Source organism: Alsobacter sp. (assembly GCF_059501845.1).
Genome location: NZ_JCACDK010000018.1, coordinates 187,368 through 207,862, shown reverse-complemented (window position 1 = coordinate 207,862; position 20,495 = coordinate 187,368). Strand labels below are relative to the sequence as shown.

The 20,495-nt window shown below is 66.1% G+C and carries 18 protein-coding genes and 1 other annotated feature; of the genes, 14 read left to right on the top strand and 4 right to left on the bottom strand.

The genetic code is table 11. From position 1 onward, the window contains the following. The first annotated feature begins 6 nt into the window (after positions 1-6). From AC5JCN_RS15870 to AC5JCN_RS15860, 3 genes are read left to right on the top strand one after another with little or no spacing between them, the layout of a single operon-like run. Entirely contained in the window at positions 7-129 is a 123-nt protein-coding gene (locus AC5JCN_RS15870) for an SDR family oxidoreductase (protein ID WP_495756051.1), read from the top strand. A gap of 39 nt (positions 130-168) precedes the next feature. Beyond that, entirely contained in the window at positions 169-822 is a 654-nt protein-coding gene (locus AC5JCN_RS15865) for a CoA transferase subunit A (protein WP_495756050.1), read from the top strand. After that, positions 822-1,520 carry a 3-oxoacid CoA-transferase subunit B gene (locus AC5JCN_RS15860; RefSeq protein ID WP_495757661.1) on the top strand — a complete coding sequence of 233 codons (699 nt, stop codon included), beginning with the start codon at positions 822-824 and terminating at the stop codon, positions 1,518-1,520. Before AC5JCN_RS15865 ends, AC5JCN_RS15860 begins: the two co-directional genes overlap by 1 nt. 189 nt (positions 1,521-1,709) lie before the next feature. Here the strand turns inward: AC5JCN_RS15860 and AC5JCN_RS15855 are convergent, their stop codons facing one another. Continuing rightward, positions 1,710-2,690: a LysR family transcriptional regulator gene (locus AC5JCN_RS15855; protein WP_495756049.1), complete on the bottom strand. Its 981-nt coding sequence runs from the start codon at positions 2,688-2,690 to the stop codon at positions 1,710-1,712. 378 nt (positions 2,691-3,068) lie between these two features. Here AC5JCN_RS15855 and AC5JCN_RS15850 point away from each other — a divergent pair, with 378 nt between their 5' ends. From AC5JCN_RS15850 to AC5JCN_RS15820, 7 genes are all read left to right on the top strand, one after another. Beyond that, entirely contained in the window at positions 3,069-3,893 is an 825-nt protein-coding gene (locus AC5JCN_RS15850) for an alpha/beta fold hydrolase (RefSeq protein ID WP_495756048.1), read from the top strand. Between the two features lie 51 nt (positions 3,894-3,944). Beyond that, on the top strand, positions 3,945-4,910 hold the full coding sequence (locus AC5JCN_RS15845) for an MBL fold metallo-hydrolase (protein ID WP_495756047.1): 966 nt from the start codon (positions 3,945-3,947) through the stop codon (positions 4,908-4,910). Between the two features lie 35 nt (positions 4,911-4,945). Next, a complete protein-coding gene (locus tag AC5JCN_RS15840) occupies positions 4,946-5,698 on the top strand; it encodes an SDR family NAD(P)-dependent oxidoreductase (protein ID WP_495756046.1) in 753 nt (250 codons plus the stop codon). Positions 5,699-5,758: 60 nt separating this feature from the next. Next, positions 5,759-6,757, top strand: coding sequence for an alpha/beta fold hydrolase (locus AC5JCN_RS15835; RefSeq protein ID WP_495756045.1), 999 nt, complete (start codon positions 5,759-5,761; stop codon positions 6,755-6,757). Positions 6,758-6,820: 63 nt separating this feature from the next. After that, positions 6,821-7,264, top strand: a complete 444-nt coding sequence (locus tag AC5JCN_RS15830) for a DUF6130 family protein (RefSeq protein ID WP_495756044.1) — start codon at positions 6,821-6,823, stop codon at positions 7,262-7,264. 3 nt (positions 7,265-7,267) lie between these two features. Then, complete coding sequence (tehA, locus tag AC5JCN_RS15825) at positions 7,268-8,272, top strand: dicarboxylate transporter/tellurite-resistance protein TehA (protein ID WP_495756043.1); 1,005 nt, start codon at positions 7,268-7,270, stop codon at positions 8,270-8,272. A 2-nt stretch (positions 8,273-8,274) separates the two neighbouring features. After that, complete coding sequence (locus AC5JCN_RS15820; RefSeq protein WP_495756042.1) at positions 8,275-9,111, top strand: alpha/beta fold hydrolase; 837 nt, start codon at positions 8,275-8,277, stop codon at positions 9,109-9,111. Between the two features lie 200 nt (positions 9,112-9,311). On the opposite strand, the gene AC5JCN_RS15815 is transcribed toward AC5JCN_RS15820, so the two are convergent. Together AC5JCN_RS15815 and AC5JCN_RS15810 are read right to left on the bottom strand one after the other, a co-directional pair. Continuing rightward, the gene (locus tag AC5JCN_RS15815; protein WP_495756041.1) at positions 9,312-10,799 is read right to left on the bottom strand and encodes an amidohydrolase; all 1,488 of its coding nucleotides are present in this window, start codon (positions 10,797-10,799) and stop codon (positions 9,312-9,314) included. A 51-nt stretch (positions 10,800-10,850) separates the two neighbouring features. Then, complete coding sequence (locus tag AC5JCN_RS15810) at positions 10,851-12,350, bottom strand: SulP family inorganic anion transporter (protein WP_495756040.1); 1,500 nt, start codon at positions 12,348-12,350, stop codon at positions 10,851-10,853. A gap of 66 nt (positions 12,351-12,416) precedes the next feature. Further along, positions 12,417-12,472 (bottom strand) — a sequence feature (sul1 is cis-regulatory element that is thought to sense ions involved in sulfur or methionine metabolism; They are found in Alphaproteobacteria). Between the two features lie 318 nt (positions 12,473-12,790). Here AC5JCN_RS15810 and AC5JCN_RS15805 point away from each other — a divergent pair. The 4 genes from AC5JCN_RS15805 to AC5JCN_RS15790 all read left to right on the top strand — a co-directional run bounded on the left by AC5JCN_RS15805 (position 12,791) and on the right by AC5JCN_RS15790 (position 17,913). Beyond that, complete coding sequence (locus AC5JCN_RS15805) at positions 12,791-14,101, top strand: chloride channel protein (RefSeq protein ID WP_495756039.1); 1,311 nt, start codon at positions 12,791-12,793, stop codon at positions 14,099-14,101. A gap of 144 nt (positions 14,102-14,245) precedes the next feature. Further along, on the top strand, positions 14,246-15,691 hold the full coding sequence (locus AC5JCN_RS15800; RefSeq protein WP_495756038.1) for a DUF2254 domain-containing protein: 1,446 nt from the start codon (positions 14,246-14,248) through the stop codon (positions 15,689-15,691). Between the two features lie 97 nt (positions 15,692-15,788). Beyond that, on the top strand, positions 15,789-17,075 hold the full coding sequence (locus AC5JCN_RS15795; protein WP_495756037.1) for a cation:proton antiporter: 1,287 nt from the start codon (positions 15,789-15,791) through the stop codon (positions 17,073-17,075). Positions 17,076-17,154: 79 nt separating this feature from the next. Then, positions 17,155-17,913 (top strand): ZIP family metal transporter, encoded by a 759-nt coding sequence (locus AC5JCN_RS15790; RefSeq protein WP_495756036.1) that lies wholly within the window; start codon positions 17,155-17,157, stop codon positions 17,911-17,913. Between the two features lie 327 nt (positions 17,914-18,240). Here AC5JCN_RS15790 and AC5JCN_RS15785 read toward each other — a convergent pair whose 3' ends face one another. Then, positions 18,241-20,334 (bottom strand): catalase, encoded by a 2,094-nt coding sequence (locus tag AC5JCN_RS15785; protein WP_495756035.1) that lies wholly within the window; start codon positions 20,332-20,334, stop codon positions 18,241-18,243. Positions 20,335-20,495 lie beyond the last annotated feature (161 nt).

Here is a 20,495-nt window from a genome sequence, read left to right as displayed (position 1 = left end):
AGGACGATGCGCAGACTCGCGACGATCGAGGACGTGGGAGAAGCCGCCGTCTACCTGGCCAGCGCCGCCGGCCGCAACGTCACCGGCAGCGTGCTCCACGTCGACGGCGGCTACCACGTCATGGGCTGAAGTGCGGCGGCCGGAACGCCGCGCGGTGAGGGGGTCACCATGAAGCGTGCAATTGCAGCGACCGAGGCGGTGTCCTTCATCCCGGACGGCGCCTCGTTGATGATCGGCGGCTTCATGGGCGTGGGATCGCCACACCGGCTCATCGACGCGCTGGTCGAAGCCGGACGCCGCGACCTCACCATCATCGCCAATGACACGGCGAAACCCGGCTTCGGCATCGGCAAGCTGATCTCCGCGCGGCTCGTCGCGCGCGTGATCACCTCGCATATCGGGCTGAACGCCGAGACGCAGCGGGGCATGATCGAGGGCTCGATTGCGGTCGAGCTCGTGCCGCAGGGCACGTTGGCCGAGCGCATCCGCGCCGCCGGATTCGGGCTCGGCGGCGTCCTGACCAAGACGGGTCTGGGAACGGAGGCCGCGCAGGGCCAGAGAATCATCGACATCGACGGCGAGCAGTGGCTTTACGCGCCGCCGCTGCCGGCCGACTTCGCCCTGATCCACGCCGACCGGGCCGACTACAACGGCAACCTCGCCTACCAGCTGACGGCGACCAACTTCAACCCGCTGATGGCGATGGCGGGGCGCATCGTCCTGTGCGAGCCGCGCGAGATCCTGCCGGTCGGCACCATTCCGCCCGACGCCGTCGATACGCCCGGCGTCATCGTCGACCACCTCATCGAGAGGGCCGCATGATGTCTCCCGAGGAAATCATCCATCGTCGGGTCGCCCGTGAACTCCACCCGGGTACACTGGTCAATCTCGGCATCGGCCTGCCGACCGGCGTGTCGCGCTACGTCTCTCTGCATGACGGCATCCTCTTCCAGTCCGAGAACGGGATTGTCGGCATGGGCGCACGGCCGCCCGAGGGCATGGAGGACGAAGACCTGACCGATGCCGGAGGCGGCTTCATCACCGCCGTGCCGGGCGCTGCGCGGGTCGACAGCGCCTTCTCCTTCGGCCTGATCCGCGGCGGTCACCTGGATGCCACCGTCCTCGGAGGCCTGGAGGTGGACGAACTGGGCCTCCTCGCCAACTGGGTGGTTCCCGGCAAGATGGTTCCCGGGATGGGCGGCGCCATGGATCTGGTGAGCGGTGCCCGCCGTGTCATCGTGGCGATGCAACATGCCGCGCGCGGGCGATCGAAGATCGTTCCGCGCTGTACCCTGCCTTTGACGTCCGTCCGACGGGTCACGCTCGTGGTGACGAATCTTGCCGTCATCGAGCCCACCGACGCCGGACTGGTCCTCCGCGAGCGCGCACCCGGGGTTTCAGTGGAGACCATCCAGGATGCGACCGCAGCAGTGCTCGCGATCCCTGCGAGTGTTCCGGAGATGCACCTTTCCCAAGCGCCCCTGCAGAGCGTGGAGAACGACGGTCACTTCCGGCTTTGAGTGGGCCACGGCCGAAACGTTGCCGCTTCTGTACCCGGGCCGGGTCGCCCGCGACCGGGCACGGGGCGGTCGATGGCGGCAATGCGAAGCGGCGCTCCGGCCGCGTCCAGGACGGCAGCCTTCATCGTCGTGCTTATGGGAAAGCTCCTGCCTTGTGCCGCCTGGCTCAGGCACTTCAGCTGAACCGGCTCAGGCGAGGTCGCGGGCAGGCGCTGCCGCGTGTGTCCTTGTTGCGGCACCTGCGTCGTCCATTGGGGCGGCTTCAAGGGAGGTGGGGGCTGCCAGCCTTCCTTTCAGCCGGGGCGTAATCCAGTTCAGGAAGGCCCGCAGCTTCAAGGGCATCGGCTTGCGCTCGGCATAGACGATGTGGACGGGCAGCGGCTCCGGTTCGAATGGCTCGAGCACGATGGCAAGGCGACCTTCGCGCCGGGCCTTCTCCATCTTGTACGACATCACGCGGGCTATGCCCGCCCCGGTAATGGCCGCTTCCACCGCGGCCTCGGAGGTGTTGACGCTCAGCCGCGATCGGATCGGCGCGGCGACCTCCCGCGCGCCCTCCGTGAAGCGCCATGTGCGCTGGACGTCGAAATCGTCGAGGGTGATGCAATCGTGGTGGGCGAGATCGGCGAGACAGGCCGGGCAGCCACGCTGCTCGAGGTAGCCCGGGCTCGCGCAAGCGACGAGCCGGACCATGCCGATCCTGGTCGCGATCATGCTGCTGTCGGCGAGAGGCCCGATCCTTATTGAAACGTCGATGTGATCCTCGAGGGGACGCAACACCCTGTCGGTCATCATCAGGCGAAGGCCGATGTCCGGGAACTCAGCCATGAACTCGCAGGCAATCGGCAGGAGATGCATGTGCCCCAGCCCCCAGGGCGAGGTGACGGTGAGATCGCCTGTCGGCGCGCGGTACTCGCCCGACACCTCGCGCTCGGCATCCTCCACCTGGTCGATGATCCGCTTGCACGCCTCGATGTAGGAGCGGCCGGCATCGGTGAGCCGCAGTCGGCGCGATGACCTCTGAAACAGCTGGGCGTTGAGCCGGCCTTCCAGCTCGGACAGCTTGCGGCTGACCGTCGGGACAGGCTTGCCGAGCAAGCGCGACGCCGCCGAGAGGCTGCCCTGCTCGGCGATGGCGATGACGATCGTCATGGCTTCCAGTCTGTCCACGGCCAGCCTCTTTCCAGGAAGTGAGAAGCTGCTTTTCGAGCTTGATGGCTACGGCGTCACCCTATCGAAGAGTATTGTCACCTCAAGTAAAGCGAACAAGCAACATGCAATTGTAACAAGCGTACGTGAGTAACAGAGACAAAAAGCAAGTGTGTAGCTGAATATTTATGGGCCACACCGGCTCACCGGTCCATGGAGAACGGCATGAGGCCCGATTTGATCTCGCCCTTTCCTGTGCAAGCTCCGTCAAGACGCAGGGTTCTTATGACAGGCGCCGCCCTTCTTGTCGCGGCACCCGCCCTGTCCAGCGCTGCAACCGCAGGACAGGCCGCTCCGGCCACCATAAGCGAGCCGGAGCACCCCAGAGGAGGCAACGCCGTGGATGTCGTCAGGACGAAGGACGGCGCCGAGATTTTCTACAAGGATTGGGGGAAGGGGCGTCCCGTCGTGTTCTCCCACGGGTGGCCGCTCAGCGCGGACGCCTGGGACTCCCAGATGCTCTTCATGACGTCGCACGGGTTCAGGTGCATCGCCCATGACCGTCGCGGCCACGGACGGTCATCCCAGACGGCGACGGGCAACGACTTCGATACCTACGCGGACGACCTCGCGGCACTGATCGGCTCGCTCGATCTCAAGGAGGTCATCCTCGTCGGCCATTCTGTGGGTGGAGGGGAAGTCACCCGCTACATGGGACGGCACGGAACCGGCCGGGTCGCAAAAGCCGTCCTGACCTCTGCCATCCCTCCGCTGATGCTCAAGACTGCTGCGAATCCTGGAGGGCTGCCGCTCGACGTCTTCGACGCGACCCGCGCCAGTCTCGCGGCCAATCCCGCGCAGTTCTACCGCGACCTCGGCGACGGACCGTTCTACGGAGCCAACCGCCCGGGTGCGCAGGTGTCCCAGGGCGTCAGGGATGCCTTTTGGCTGATGAGCATGCAGGCCGGCATCGTCAACGCCTACGAGTCCATCCGGGCATTCTCGGAGACGGACTTCACGCAGGATCTCGCCAGGATCGACGTGCCGACCCTGATCATTCACGGCGATGACGACCAGAACGTCCCGATCGCCGACTCCGCGATGCGCTCGGTCAAGCTCATCAAGGGTGCCACCCTGAAGGTCTACCCTGGTGCTCCGCACGGTCTCACCGTGACGCATGCAGAGCGCTTCAACGCCGACCTGCTCGCCTTCGCCAAGGCCTGAGCCGCGCGTCCAGCCGCCACAGTTGCCCCGCCTCTTTCCCCCGAGGTCTCCATGCCCGCGATCCCGCGCACCCTGTCCCGCCGCGCTTTCTGCCTTTGCTGCGCGACGGCCCCGGCCGTCTTCGGCGCGGGGTGGCTGAGCCCGAGGGCCGCCTACGCCGAGGCACGCGGTATCGTCAGTCTGATCAAGGACAGCGCCGCCGCAGGTCCCATCCACGTGCACCGGTTGCGAGGCGGCGTCAGCATCCTGGAGGGCTCGGGAGGCAACATCGCCGTCCTGACCGGACCGGACGGGAAGGTTCTGGTCGACGCGGGAATCAGCGTGTCGCGAGACCAGGTCGGCAAGGCGCTCGCGTCGCTCTCGTCCGATCCCGTCACCCATCTCATCAACACGCACTGGCACTTCGACCACGCCGACGGCAATGCCTGGCTGAATGCGGCGGGAGCAAAGATCATCGCCCATGAGAAATCCCGGACCTATCTCTCGCAGGTGCAGCGCGTCGAGGACTGGGACTACAATTTCCTCCCATTGCCGCCCGACGGCGTGCCGTCCGACGTCTTCGCGAAGGACAAGCACCTCAAGCTCAATGGACAGTCCATCGCGCTCCAGGCGTATGGGCGGGCCCACACCGACTCCGACATCTCCGTCTACTTCGCCGAGGCCGACATTCTTCATGCCGGCGACACCTACTGGTACGGGATCTACCCCTTCATCGACTACTCCACCGGGGGCAGCATCGACGGCATGATCGCCGCATCGGATGCCAATCTCGCAGCTGCGACAGACAAGACGATCATCATCCCCGGACACGGCGGCCCGGTCAGCAACAAGGCCGAGCTGCAGAGCTTCCGCGACATGCTGGTCGCGATCCGCGACAACGTGGCCAAGCTCAAGCGCCAGGGCCTGCCGGTCGCCGACATCGTCGCGGCCAGACCGACCGCTGCCTTCGACCCAGTCTGGGGCAACTTCCTCGTCGACCCCGCTTACTTCACCCGGTTGGTCTTCCAGGGCGTCTGACGCAAGCCCCGCTGAGCTCGAGCAGGAGAATGTCAATGCCGGGACGACTGGAGGGCAAGGTCGCTGTGATCACGGGGGCGAACAGCGGAATCGGGCTCGCGACCTCGCTCCGCTTCGAGGCCGAAGGAGCGCGGCTCTACATGATGGGTCGCCGTGCCACCGAGCTGGCCGCCGCCGTGGAACGCGTCGGGCCAGCAGCAAAGGGTGTCGTCGGAGACGTCGCCCGGCTCGATGATCTCGACCGGCTTTTCGCAACCGTGAGGGATGAAGCGGGGCACATCGACGTGCTCTTCGCGAACGCTGGCGGAGGCGAGTTTGCCGCTCTCGGCGAGATCACGGAGGAGCATTTCGACACCACCTTCGCGACAAACGTCCGGGGCACCGTCTTCACCGTCCAGAAGGCGCTTCCCCTCCTGGCTGCCCAGAGCTCCGTCATCCTCACAGGGTCGACGGCGGCGAGCACGGGAACACCCGCCTTCAGCATTTACGCCGCCAGCAAGGCGGCGATCCGCAGCCTGGCGCGGAACTGGATTCTCGATCTCGCGGGACGGGGAATTCGCATCAACGTGTTGGCCCCCGGGGCGACGTCGACGCCCGGCTGGCATGGTCTCGCCGGCTCCGACGAGGAGCATGAGGAGATGGTCCGCTTCGTCACAAAGACCACGCCGCTTGGCCGGCTCGCGACCGCCGAGGAGGTGGCGGACGTCGCCGTGTTCCTGGCCTCCAGCGAGAGCCGCTTCGTCACCGGATCCGAGGTCTTCGTCGACGGCGGCTCCGCGCAGATCTGATGTCTTTGCATCGACCGACAACCCTGCAGGACGTGAAAACCCTTGCTCTGGAGGAGATCAATGCGCGAGCCCACCTGCGGCCAGCAACAGGCCCGGCGTCAAATCCTCCTGGGGCTTTCATCGGCGCTCGTCGCCGGGGCGCTGGCGAAGACGGTGTCTGCCCCCGCCGCGGCCGGCACCAACGCGCATACACCTTGGCCCACGACGCACTACAGGACCGCCAAGGTCGAGGGTATCGACATCTTCTACCGGGAAGCGGGCCCGACCGACGGTCCGGTGGTGCTTCTGCTCCACGGCTTCCCGACATCCTCCCACATGTTCCGGAACCTGACACCCCAACTGGCGGACCGGTATCATGTGATCGCGCCTGACTACCCCGGCTTCGGGCAGAGCGCCATGCCGGACCGCGCCACATTCCCCTACACATTCGATCGCTTCGGCGAGCTCGTCGCGGGCCTTCTCCACCAGGTCGGTGTCGAGCGATATGCCATGTATGTCATGGATTACGGGGCGCCCGTCGGCTGGCGCCTGGCGCTGAAGAATCCGGAGCGCGTCACCGCCCTCATCGTCCAGAACGGCAACGCCTATGACGAGGGGCTGAGGGAGTTCTGGGATCCGATCAAGGCCTATTGGTCGGATCACTCCGAGGCCCACCGCAAGGCGCTCCTCGTCCTGGTCACGCCGGAGATCACCCGGTTCCAGTATACCGACGGCGTCTCGGATGTGAGCCGGATCGATCCGGACAACTGGCTGCACGACCAGGCCCTGCTCGACCGGCCTGGCAATGCCGACATCCAGATGGATCTCTTCTACGACTACCGCACGAACCTGCCGCTCTATCCGAAGGTGCAGACCTATTTTCGCCAGCACCGGCCGCCCACGCTGATCGTGTGGGGCAAGAACGACAAGATCTTCCCGCCGGACGGGGCTCATCCCTACAAGCGCGACCTGCCAGACGTCGAGTTTCACCTCATCGACACCGGCCATTTCGCGCTCGAGGACAAGGCGGACGAGATGGTGCCGCTCATTCGGGACTTCCTCCAGCGAAAGGTCGCCTAGCGCATCTGCTTCGACCTGCTCCGCGCCGGTGCTGATGCCAGCTCTGTCACCGGGATTTCAGCCATGCACTCGCGCCTGAAGGACGTAATCGTGATGACCGCCGCTCTCCTCACGGCATCCGGGGCCGACGCGCAAAGCGCGCGCGACATCGTCGGACCGAGCCCGCTGGTGGCGATCGAGAACGAGCCACCGCCAAGGCTCGTCGTGGACGCCCCTCTCCCCGAGCCGCTCTCGCGAGGGCTGGTGTTCATCCAGTACCGCACCGAGAACATCAGGGTCGTCCCGGTATTCGGGGCGGGCGCCCTGGACGTCTCTCCCCGTATCGGACACGTCCACATCACGGTCGACGATGCGCCGTGGCACTTCGTCGATGCCACGGGGCAGACCATCATCGTCGTGGGGCTGCCGCCGGGTCCACACCGCGTCCTGGTCGAATTGGCCGATCCCACTCACCGGGTGCTCACGAGCCAGGCTGTGGCTTTCAGCGTGCCAGAACGGACCCGCTGAGCCATGTCGATCAAGACCGTTCCGGTTTCCTACTTCGGCGTGGTCCTCGGCCTTTCAGGACTGGGAGCCGCTTGGCGGACAGCTCATGAAGTCTGGGGTCTTCCACCCGAGATCGGCGACGTTCTCACGTGGATTGCCTTCGTCGTCTGGGCGGCCCTCGTCGTGCTCTATGCCCTCAAGTGGATCCAGGCCCGTGAGGACGCTATCGCGGAGCTGCGCCATCCCGTCCAGTGCTGCTTCGCCGGGCTCCTCGGCGTTTCGACCATGCTGGTCGGACTGGGGGCACTTCATTCCACGAGACCAGTCGCCGTAGTGCTGGTTTCGCTCGGTTTCTTTCTGACGGCTGCCTTCGCCCTTTGGCGTACGGGACTCCTGTGGCAAGGAGGTCGTGATCCCGCGGCGAATACACCAATCTTGTATCTGCCCCTGGTCGCTGGCGCCTTCGTCACTGCGACCGCGCTGGCCGGCCTGGGCCACGCCGATTGGGCTCAGCTCGCCTTCGGAGCCGGGCTTTTCTCTTGGCTTGCGATCGAGTCGGTCCTTTTGCATCGCCTCTACACGGCGCCCGAGCTCGCTATTCCGCTCCGCCCGGCCTTGGGGATCCAGCTCGCGCCTCCTGCGGTGGGTCTGATCGCCTATGTGTCGCTCTCATCCGGGCCCTTGGATGGCTTCGCCCGCGGACTTCTCGGCTATGCGCTGCTTCAGGCGGCGGTGCTGGTGCGGCTGTTGCCCTGGATCCTCCGCCAGCCTTTCGCGCCGTCTTACTGGGCGTTCACTTTCGGGGCGACTGCGCTCGGGACCGCGCCACTTCGCATGATGGAACGTGGCGAGACCGGTGCGGTCGCGCTGATCGCACCGTGGACCTTTGCGGGAGCGAACCTGGTCGTGGCGGCGACGGCGGCCGGCAGCCTGGTCCTCCTTGCAAGGCCGGGCATAGCAGCGCTTGCGCGCCGCTTTGACCGGCCATGGCAACCCAAGCCGCAGCCAAGCACCAGCAAGGGAGAGTGACCATGCCGACCATCACCACCGCCGACGGCGTTGAGATCTTCTACAAGGACTGGGGACCCAAAGATGCGCAGCCCGTGATGTTTCATCACGGATGGCCGCTGTCGTCCGATGACTGGGACAACCAGATGCTGTTTTTCCTCTCCAAGGGCTTCCGTGTCGTTGCACACGACCGGCGGGGGCACGGCCGGTCGACGCAGGTGTCCGAAGGGCACGACATGGACCACTACGCCGCCGACGCCTCGGCTGTGGCCCAGCATCTCGACCTTCGCAACGCCGTGCACATCGGCCATTCCACCGGGGGAGGCGAGGCGACGCGCTATGTCGCGCGCCACGGCCAGCCGCAGGGCCGGGTCGCCAAGCTGATCATCGTGGGCGCGGTACCGCCGGTGATGCTGAAGTCGCCTTCCAATCCCGGAGGACAGCCCATCGAGGCCTTCGACACGCTGCGGGCCGCCTTGGCTGCGAACCGGGCGCAGTTCTACATGGATGTCCCGTCCGGGCCGTTCTACAGCTTCAACCGGCCGGGCGCGAAGCCATTGCAGGCCGTAATCGGGAACTGGTGGCGGCAGGGGATGATCGGAGGGGCAAAGGCTCACTACGACGGCATCAAGGCCTTCTCCGAGACCGACTTCACGGAGGATCTCAAGTCCATCACCGTGCCCACGTTCGTCGTGCACGGCAGCGACGACCAGATCGTCCCCATCGCCGACTCGGCGCTCCTGTCGGTGAAGCTGCTGAAGAATGGCTCGCTGAAGGTCTATGAAGGCTTCCCGCACGGCATGCTCACCACTCATGCCGACACGATCAATCCCGACTTGCTCGCCTTCATCAAGGGCTGACACGCGACTCTCATGGCCGCATGCGCCCAAGCCGGGCGCGCAGTCCGCGCCCGGCACCACTCACGGCAAATGGGGTGGTCCATCGTTGGTAAGCGCGGCGACGCCTTACGCGAGACCGACCGACGCTCGAAGGCGAACACCTGACCCTTTGCCGCCATTCGCCAGGTCACGGGGGTGTGTCAGCCCTTGTCTCCTCGCGTTCAGACGGACTTCGCCAGAACGCTGAGCACTGCCACGGTGTTGACTTTCGCTCCGATCGGGATCGCCGCGAGGTCTACGAAGAAATCCGAGTTGTGGTTGGAGTAGGGAAATGGCCGTCCTGCCGCGCGTGCGTTGAGGAACATCTCGACGGGTGCCACGCCGATCAGCGCGAAGGAATACGGAACACCGCCGAGAGGTCTGAACGCCTCCTGAAAGTCCTCGGAGCCCATCACGGCCGGAAAATCGTCGATCACCTTTTCGGGGCCGAGCAGGGCTGCGAGCGAGGGGTTCACGCGGCCGACAAGCGCCTCGTCGTTCACCAGCGGGCCGGCATTGCCCTTCATGTGGCGGGTCGGCATGTGTGCTTCCTCGACGCCGGCACCGATGGCCACGCCGCGACCCACCTCGTCGATCCGCCTGATCATCTTGTCCCGCACCTCCGCCGAGAACCACCTCAGGTTCAATTTCAGGGTGGCGGATCCCGGGATGATGTTGTTGCTCGTCCCCGCCTCGATCGCGCCCACCGACAGGACGGCGGCGGACTGGGGATCAATGCTGCGGCTGATGATGGTCTGGTAATTCAGGACGGCCTGCGCGGCCATGACCACGGGATCAATGGTCATCTCCGGGGTGGAGCCATGGCCGCCGAGGCCGGTGAAGGTGATGTCGAGCTGGTCGGTGCCGGCCATGCGTACGCCCGGCGAGTTGGCGACGAAGCCGACCGGGCCGGGTGCGGTGTGTGCTCCGAATGCGTAGTCCGGCCTCGGGAAGCCGCGCCTCCACAGGCCGTCCTCGACCATGGCCTGCGCCCCGAGTCCGATTTCCTCCGCAGGCTGGGCATAGACGACGAGAGTGCCGGCCCAGTCGGCCTTGAGTCCAGCCAGCGCCCGCGCACTGCCGAGCATCCAGGTGACGTGGGCATCGTGTCCGCAGGCATGCATCACGTCGACCTCGGTGCCGTCGGCAAGCCGTTGCGGCTGGGTCGCGGCCCATGGCAGACCGGTGGTCTCGCGCACCTGGTTGCAGTCCATGTCCGCGCGCAACCAGGCGGTCGGCCCCGTGCCGTTCCTCATGACACCGACCACGCCGGTCTTGCCGATGCCCTCCGTGACCTCGAAGCCGAGGTCGTGCAGATCTCGGGCGACAATCCCGGAAGTTCGCAGTTCAGTGAACGCGAGTTCCGGATGCTGGTGAAGGTCCTTGAAGATGTCGAGCAGGCGAGGCGTATCCGCGTCGATCGCGGCGTGGACCTTTGCGATGATCGCTGCCGGCAGGATCGCCGAAACCGACGCCGGCGCACTCGCAGCAGACGCTGTCGACGTGACAGCAGCAGCGGAGACGGCACCTGTTGCGATGGTCGCGAGAAAGCGTCGTCGTGACAGGTCAGCGATCGCGCTGTCCGGGAACATGCCCGCGTCCTGCGGGATGCACGTGCACCCTCCTCGTCCGATGAGGTGCTGGTAGCGCTCGCCGACCTTGATCGTCATCTTGGCCTCCGTCCGGAGAGCCCCCGCGGGAAACCATATCCGAGTTGCCCGTCAGTGCGGAGACGCCGAGATCGCGTCAGGGTCCTTTTGGTGCACGGCGAAGCGCTCGACCATGGTGGCGCTCGCCTCGTTCAGCCCGATGACCTCGACCGTGTGGCCGTGCCGGCGAGCCTTGAGCACCAGACGGTCCAGCGCGCCCACCGCGGAGATGTCCCAGAAATGGGCAGCGCCGACATCGATGACGATCCGGTCTACCGGTTCGAGAACGTCGATGGCGTCGGAGAAGGTGCCGGCTGAGGCGAAGAACACCTGTCCTTCCACCGTGTAGGTCCGCGTCGCGGCATCCGGGGACAGCGTGCTGGTGATACGGCAGAGACGCGCCACCTTCCCCGCGAAGAAGACGCCGGAGAGCAGCACGCCGACGATAACGCCTTTCGCGAGATCGTGGGTGGCAACAACGGTCGCCACCGTCGCGAGCATCACCACCGAGGAGGCCCTCGGATTGTCCCGCAGCTTCAGGATGGAGCGCCAGGAGAAGGTGTTGATGGACACCATGATCATCACCGCCGTGAGCGCCGCCACGGGAACGATGGCCAGAAGGGGCTGCAGCAGCACGAGAAGGACGAGAAGGAAGACGCCGGCGACGAGGGTGGACAGCCGCCCCCGCGCGCCGGACGAGACATTGATCACGGATTGGCCGATCATGGCGCAGCCGCCCATGCCGCCCAAGAGGGCAGAGGCGATGTTGGCAATTCCCTGACCCTTGCACTCCTGGTTCTTGTCGCTCCGGCTGTCGGTCATGTCATCGACGATCTGGGCCGTCAGCAGCGACTCCAGGAGTCCTACCGCCGCCAGCGTGAGTGCGACCGGAGCGATGATGCGCAGCGTCTCGAGCGTCAGCGGCACCTGAGGCCACCCGAAGGACGGAAGAGTGGAGGGCAGCTCGCCCAACTGGGCCACCGTACGGACGTCCAGCCGGAATCCGTAGGCGATGACCGTGACGACGACGATGGCGACAAGAGGCGACGGCACCAGCGTCGTGAGGCGCGGCAGGAGGTAGATGATCGCCAGGCCGAGCAAAATCAGCCCGTATGTCGCCGTCGGAACGCCGGTCAGTTCCGGCAGCTGAGCCATGAAGATCAGGATCGCGAGCGCGTTGACAAAGCCCGTCATCACCGAGCGCGAGACGAAGCGCATGAGACGGCCAAGCTTCAGGAAGCCTGCGACGATCTGGAAGACGCCCATCAGGATCGTCGCGGCGAACAGGTACTGGATGCCGTGGTCGCGCACGAGGCCGCCCATCAGCACCGCAGTGGCCGCCGTGGCCGCGGAGATCATGGCGGGCCGGCCCCCCGTGAAGGCGATCACCGTGGCGATCACGACCGAGGCGTAGAGCCCGACCTTGGGATCGACGCCGGCGATGACGGAAAAGCCGATCGCTTCCGGGATGAGGGCAAGCGCGACCACAATGCCGGACAGCATGTCGGGGCGCACATTCGAGAACCATTCGCGGCGCACCCGCGCGGCGGACGTGTGAGGCAGCTTGGGCATGGGGGACGGTTCCGCAAAGACACTCCGCCGCACGGCGAAGCCGGCGGTCGATGATCGAGAGCGTTGCGTGGTCCGGCGGATCGGCGGCCGGAAGAGCCACCCGGAGTTTCACCGGGTCCTGACGAATGAACCGTTCTAGGCGCCTTCGATCATGCAGCGCAATACCGAAGCAGGAAGGTCATGCCACCGAACGGATGGCCAAACGGTGAGACCGCCCGGCTGCTCTTGTCTGAATCGATCCGCCGAATCTTCTTTCGATCGAGCCGCGCCGGTCAGTTGCGATGCAAGTCAGATCGTGCACCGACAGACCACGCGCTCGATTTGCCGCCGGGTCGGTCCGGTCGCCGCTCCTGCTGAGACGGCAGCATGCCGGAAGCCGGAATACCTGTCAGTCAAGCCTCTGCTTGAGGCGTGGTCGTCGCTGTGCCAATCACGGCAACATGCGACCTCTCTGGACAAAAATCGTCAAACCGCTGCAGCTGCACTGGTCCCGTCAGGCCGTTTTCATCGCGGGAGGTCTGCTGGTCGGCGCCGCAGCCGTCGTCCTGGCCCGCCTCTCGGATATCGCGCAAGATCTGTTCCGCACCTTCGCGGCGCATTGGCCGCTCGCTCCGCTGGCGCTGACGCCCCTCGGCTTTGTTTCATCGGCCTGGATCACGGATCGATGGTTCGCCGGTGCGGGCGGGAGTGGCATTCCGCAGGTCATCGTCGCGCGTGCTACGCCGGACCAGGAACTGCGTCGTCGCCTGGTGTCCCTGCGGGTCGCGGCCGGCAAGGTCGTGCTTCTGATCTGGGGCCTGCTGACCGGCGCCTCCATTGGACGCGAGGGCCCGACGGTGCAAATCGGAGCGGCAATCATGTTCGCGGCCGGGCGGCTCGCGCCCCACCGACAGCCAGGCTTCGTGCTCGCGGGCGCAGCGGCGGGGGTGGCTGCTGCCTTTAACACGCCGCTCGCGGGTATAGTGTTCGGCATCGAGGAACTCAGCCGGTCCTTCGAGGTGAGGACAAGCGGTCTCGTGATCGGCACTGTGATCGCGGGCGGTCTCACCTCCTTCGCGCTGCTCGGAGACTATGCCTATTTCGGCCAGACCGGGCAGGTGCTGCCCTTCGGTGCAGGCTGGATCGCTGTGCCGCTGATGGGAGTTGTCGGCGGTGTCACGGGCGGTGCGTTCAACCGTGTGATGACCGCGGCAGCGGCAGGTCTTCCCACTCCAGGGCGCATCGGGTCCGCCAGAGGCCGCCTCGTGTGGGGCGGTGCGCTCGGTATCATCGTCGCGGTCTGTGGCTGGCTGTCCGGAGGAGCGACTTTCGGAACCGGTTACGAGCCGGCGACCGCCATCCTGCACGGCGAACCGACTCCGCCCTCTTTTGCGGTCCTGAAGTACGTGGCCACCCTCGCTTCTGCTGCAAGCGGCATCCCTGGCGGCATCTTCTCGCCGTCACTCTCGATCGGCGCGGGTATCGGTTCTGCGCTGTCCGGGTTGCTGTCCGGCGTGCCCCTGCCGGTCATGGGCGTGCTCGGGATGACGGCGTTTCTCACTGGCGTGGTGCAGGCTCCGATCACCGGCTTCGTCATCGTCTCGGAGATGACGCAGAACCACGCGCTCATCATCCCCCTGATGCTGACGGCGCTGATCGCGGACCTGATGTCGAAGCTGGTGGTCCCCCACGGGGTCTATCATGGCATCGCCTCCGCGATGCTTCATTCCGCACAGGGAGCGGCAGACAGCCCCGGGAAGAAGGACGATTGAACAAGCCCGAGAGCTGTGGCGAGGCGCATTGCGTCCCCACCAGCTGAAGACGTCCGGGACTGGCCTTCACTGGCGGCCACAGGGCCGATTACGTGGAACTAACCTTGTGCGTCGCGGTTGCCCCGGGACCGGTGATTCCGCCGGATGCGCCCGACGGAGGCCGCCATCGCTTCGACTTCACGCGCCTTGAGAACCGGCGGGGGCCAAGGCATCGCTTCCACGGCCGTGCGGCTGCGCAATCTTCTGGTGCTCCTGCGCGGGCAGCTCTGGCCGATGCCCCTCGCCCTCAGCCTTGGTGGGCTTGCGCTGGCCTATCTGGCCCTCGTCCACGGCGGTGCGCTGTCGGGACTGGTCCTTGAAAGCGGCCACGCGCCCTGGTGGCTCTTCAGCGGTGATCCCGGGACGGCGCGCGACCTTTTGTCGAGCCTCCTGTCCGGGCTCATGACGATGACGTCCCTCGTCGTGTCGGTCACTTTCGTCATCCTGTCGCTGGCCGCCAATCAACTCGGACCGCGCCTGATCCCCACCTTCATGGCCGACCGGCAGATCCAGGCTGTGCTGGGCCTCTTCATCGGCACGATCCTCTACATCGTGGTCGTGTTGCGGAGCATCAGCGACGTCGCCGGAGCAAGCAGCGTGCCCCACACGGCGGTGACCGGAGCCAGCCTTCTCACCGTGCTCTGCCTGTTCGCGCTTCTGTTCTATGTCCACAAGGTCGCCCGGTCGCTCGTGGCGGACAACATCATCGACCTCGTCGCCGGCGAACTGCAGCGCTCCGTGCGGACGATCCTGCCGGAGGCGGACAACCCGGCCGACGCTTCCCGCCCCGAACACCTTGCACCCGTGACGCAGGAGATCGCCATCGGACGGAGCGGGGTCGTCCAGGTGGTCGATCATCAGGCGTTGCTGGAGGCCGCGTGCAAGGCCGGTGTCGTCTTCGAGGTGCGCGTCAGGGCCGGCCACTTCGTTCTGTGCCATGGCCCGCATTTGCTGGTGCGCGGCGGGACCCTTGCGGACGACCAGGTCGAGGAGGTGCGCTCCGCCTTCGTCGTCGGCCCCGATCGAAGTCCGGCCCAGGACATCGAGTTCGGCTTGCGCCAGCTCGTCGAGATCGGTCTGCGCGCCCTGTCGCCGGGGATCAACGACCCGTTCACGGCCATCGCCACGATCGACCGGCTGGCCGGGGCGCTGGAGGTAGCGATGTCCAGAGGCGAGCCCGCTGCCGTCCTCAGCGACAAGGACGGTGCGGTCCGTGTCCTTCTCGACCGGTCCGATCCGGCCGGACTCGTTGCTGCCGCTTTCGACGCTTTGCGGCAGGCTGGGCAGGCGAACACCGCGATCCTGATCCGCATGGCCGACGTGATCGGGCAGCTGGCGGGAGCGCGGCCCTCCCCCCCGTGGTCCGATGCCCTGTCGCGCCAGCTTGCCCGCATCAGCGACACCGCGCGCCAGGGAGCGCTGGTGGCAGCCGACCTCGCCGACCTCAACCGGCGGGTCCAGCGGGCAGCCGAAGCTCTTGGTGAGGGACGCGACGGCGGTCGTGCCGGCAGCCGGACTGACGGGCCCCGGGAGCGCATGGGGTGGGGCTGAGTCATCCGGAGGGCGACATCACACGCCCCGAACGAGCAAACCCGCTTGCTGCGGCGACGTTGGCCAATCCACACCATTCTCACATGAGACCGTCCGCGTGTTTTCCTTTCTCGATATCGCGGCCCTGCTGCTCGGGCTCTCAGCCGTGTTCGGCTGGCTGAACCACAAGTTCCTGCCGTTCCCGCATGCGGTCGGTTTGCTCGTCATGAGCGTCGCGTCCTCCGGTGTCCTGATTGCCGTGGACCGGGCCGTGCCGGACCGGCATCTGTTCGAAGCGCTGACCTCACCGCTTGATCGCATCGATTTCAGCCACCTCGTGATGGACGGCATGCTCGCCTTTCTGGTCTTCGCGGGTGCGCTGCACGTTGACTTCGGAAAGCTGCGGAGTCGCGGCTGGCAGGTCGCGTTTCTCGCCGTCATCGGCACGCTGATCTCGACCGCGATCATCGGGTTCGCCGCCTGGTGGCTGGCCAGGCTGGCAGGCTGGCCGCTGACGCTCGGCTGGGCGCTGGTCTTCGGAGCTCTCATCAGCCCCACCGATCCTGTCGCGGTGATGAGCATGCTGCGGACCGTCTCGCTGCCGCCGGAGCTTGAAGTCGAGTTGCAGGGAGAGGCCCTGTTCAATGACGGCGTCGGCATCGTGCTCGTGACGGCGCTCACGGCCTATGCCGCGGGCCAGGACGCCGACGGAGGACTGCTTTCGTCCGGCCTCCTTTTGGTGAAGGAAGCGGGCGGCGGGCTCCTGCTGGGACTCGCGACAGGCTACGTGGCCTACTGGGGCATGCGGCTCATCGACGACTATCCCGTGGAAGTCCTCATCTCGCTCGCGCTCGTGACGGGCACCTACGCGGTTGCCCAGAGGCTGGAGGTGAGTGGGCCGCTTGCCATGGCCGCGGCGGGGCTTTTCATCGGCACGAGGGGACCACGCGATGCCATGAGCGACCGGACGCAGACCTATTTGTTCGGTCTCTGGTCGCTGATCGACGAAATCCTGAACTCGGTCCTTTTCCTGCTGATCGGGCTTGAGGTTCTGGTGGTCAGCCGGGGCGAGCTGTCGTTCGGTTTCGCGGCGGCCGCGATTCCGATCGTCGTTCTCGCGCGCCTCGTCGCTGTCTTCTGCCCCTTGCTGGTGGTTCCGTCCGGCGCGGGCATGTCGATCCGCAACGTGCCCTTCCTCACCTGGGCGGGCGTACGGGGCGGCATCTCGGTCGCTCTGGCGCTGGCACTCCCCGGGAGTGAGGCCAAGTCGCTGATCCTCTCGGCGACTTATGCCGTCGTCGTCTTCAGCGTCGTCGTCCAGGGTCTGAGCCTGCCGATGGTCGCGAGGCTTACGCTGGACCGGCGGCCGCCCCCTCCCGAACCAACGGCACCCCGGACGACGTAACTGCGCGGCAGGCCCGTCCTCGCGAACCGGACGGCAGCGCGCCCGTTCTGCTTCGTAGGGGAAACTCGAGGTTCTGAGCATGCCGATCTGGGCGCAAGCTGGCTTGTGGGGTCTCCTGGGTGGTTCTGCCCTGGTTCTCGGCGCGGCCGTCGCCTGGGTTTCCGACCTGCCGCAACGTGTGATCGCCGCGGTCATGGCGGTTGGCGCCGGCGTGCTGATCTCGGCGGTGGCCTTCGACCTCATGGATGAGGCGTTCCGCCAGGGTGGATTCGACTCGACGGCGGCCGGCTTCCTGGCGGGTGGGGCCGTCTACACAGCCGCCAACATCTACATCTCGCGGCGAGGCGCAAAGCACCGAAAGCGCTCCGGTTCCAATCCCGATCAGAGCCAGGACGGCTCGGACACCTCGGGGTTGGCCATTGCCGTGGGCGCGCTGCTCGACGGCATTCCGGAGTCCATCGTCATCGGGGTGAGCCTCCTCTCCGGCAAGGGCGTCAGCCTCGTCACCGTGGCCGCCGTCTTCCTCTCGAACGTACCGGAGGGATTGTCGAGCGTGGCGGGAATGCGCAAGGCGGGCAGAGGCTTCAGTTACGTCTTCGGGGTTTGGGGAGGGATCGCGCTGATCTCGGGAGGCGCCGCGCTGATCGGGAACATAGCGCTCGGGGGAGCCAGCCCTGAGATCATCGCCGCCACGACCGCAGTCGCCGCCGGCGCTATCCTCGCCATGCTCGCCGACACGATGATCCCCGAGGCTTTCGAGACCGCCCACGACTATGCCGGGCTGATCACCGTCGCAGGCTTTCTGGCTGCGTTCTGCCTTTCCAAATTGGGCGGGTGAACGCCAGGTCGCCAACGGCAAGGATCGCTCGCCGGCCCGGTGTGATCCCGCAGTGCAGCGTGACCTCGAACGTCGTAGCAAGACCAAGGTAGTTGCCGACGAGCGATGCAACCTTAAGGTGCTCGAGTTGATGGTCCGGTCTCAGCCGACACCCCAACGTCCGTTTCCGGCGCAGGGCGGAGCTGCTTTGTCAGCCACCCCACGGTGATGCGAGCCGGGCCTGGGAGGCTCGGCTCCGCACAGTGAGAGCTGACCCATCGCGAAATCGGCGCGCCGTCTTGCGCATGGCCGCCGTGGGAACGCCCGGCGCTTGGCCGGGCGCCGAAGTCAGGCGAGCATGCGTACTTCGGGCTCGCGGTCCCATTGCCGCGACTTTGCGGGCGTGATGAACGCTGCCGCGCCCCTGGAGAGTTCGACGACGCTCGCGTCCAGCACCACGCCGGACTTGTCCAGCAGCGGCTGCGCCTCTTTGGTGTACCCGATGGCCTTCAAGTGCCCGAAGGCGTTCTTGGCGAAGTCTGTCGCAGAGCCCTCCTTCAGCAGCTCCGCACATCCGGCGTCGGAGAGCACCAGCGCCACGGCATCGAACAGGACGGACGGCGTGCCTGCGAGCTGCCCGTCCGCCTTGAGGTGCTTGCCGTCGGCAAGCGCGACCCCGCCCACCTTCGGAGCGACGATCATGACCGTCGCCCCCTCCTCCTCGGCGGCCCTCCGGACTTGCGCCACGATTGCTCCGTCGGCGCCGTCCGAGACCAGGATACCCACCTTCCGGCCTTTCAGGCTCGGCGGGTACTTGTTGATGAGCCGCAGGCCCGGTGAGGGCTCCATGTCGGTCGGCTCGACGGCTGCTTTCGATGCAGCAGGCAGATCCACGTTCAGGCCGGCAGCCACGCGCTCGGCGAGCGTCTCGTCGACGTTGCGCAGATTGGCCAGCATCCGCGTCACGACATGGTCGAGCGACACCTTCGAGAGCTCGAAGACCAGGGCGCTCGCCAGATGGGCCTGCTCCACCGCCGATTGCGAGCGATAGAACAGCCGGGCATGGCTGTAGTGATCGGCGAAGGTCTCTGAACGCAGGCGCACCTTTTCGCCTTCCATCGTCACCGGCGCCGAGCGGAAGCCACCACGGCTGTCGGCGCGTGGACCGCCCTGCTCGCCAGCATCGGCCAGCGAGTTGGGTTCGTAGTTGGCGCGGCCGGTGAACACCTGGGTCTGCATGTGTCCGTCGCGCTGCAGATTCTGGAAGGGGCATCCCTTGGCACGATTGATCGGCAACTGGTGGAAGTTGACGGTGCCCAGGCGCGAAAGCTGGGTGTCCTGGTAGGAGAATAACCGACCCTGCAGCAGCGGGTCCTCCGAGACGTCGATGCCCGGCGGCATGTTCGTGGGCAGGAAAGCGACCTGCTCGGTCTCGGCGAAGAAGTTGTCGGGATTTCGGTTCAGCACCATGCGTCCGACAATCCGGATGGGCGCCAGTTCCTCCGGAATCACCTTCGTGGCATCGAGGATGTCGAAGGGAAGTTCGTCGGCCTCGGCCTGCGTCAGGAGCTGGACGCCGAACTCCCATTCGGGAAAATCGCCATTGGCGATGGATTCGTACAGGTCGCGGCGATGATAGTCCGGATCGGCGCCGGCGATCTTTACCGCTTCGTCCCAGCAGGTGGACTGCAGGCCGAGCTTGGGCCGCCAGTGAAACTTGACGAAGACCGCCTCGTCCTGCTCGTTCAGGAGCCGGAACGTGTTGACGCCAAAGCCTTCCATCATGCGCAGGGAGCGCGGAATGGCGCGGTCGGACATCGCCCACATCACCATGTGGGTGGCCTCGGGCATCAGCCCGATGAAGTCCCAGAACGTGTCGTGCGCGCTCGCCGCCTGCGGATAGCCGCGGTCGGATTCCATCTTCACAGAATGGATCAGGTCGGGAAACTTGATCGCATCCTGGATGAAGAAGACCGGGATGTTGTTGCCGACGAGATCCCAGTTTCCTTCCTTCGTGTAAAACTTCACGGCGAAGCCGCGGACGTCGCGGGGCGTATCGACGGAGCCGGCGCCGCCGGCGACCGTGGAGAAGCGGACGAAGACTTCGGTCTTCTCCCCGACCTCGGTCAGCACCCGGGCGCGGGTGACGTCGGAGAGGGACTCCGTCAGTTCAAAATAGCCGTGCGCGGCCGAGCCGCGGGCATGCACGATCCGCTCAGGGATTCGTTCGTGATCGAAATGCTGGATCTTCTCGCGGAGGACGAAATCCTCGAGGAGGGACGGCCCGCGCCGCCCGGCCTTCAACGAGTTCTGGTTGTCGCTGATCGGCACGCCGTGGTTCGTCGTCAGACGCTGCTCGGGATCCGACGCCAGCTGGTGAAGCTCGTCTCCGTGGCCGCGCTTCTCCTCCGGCCGCGAGCCGGGGTCCAATTTGCTTGTCATGGCGGTGTGTCCTTGCTCGCGCGGATTTGCTGGACCATCGGCCCAGCGTCGGTCATCAACCCCTCCGCGGAGTGCACGTTCCCGGCTAGCCCGCGGATGCCGGGCTTCTTGCGTCCTGGGTCGCGCGGCTGTCGTCTCGTGGTGCCTTTGCGCTTCTCGGG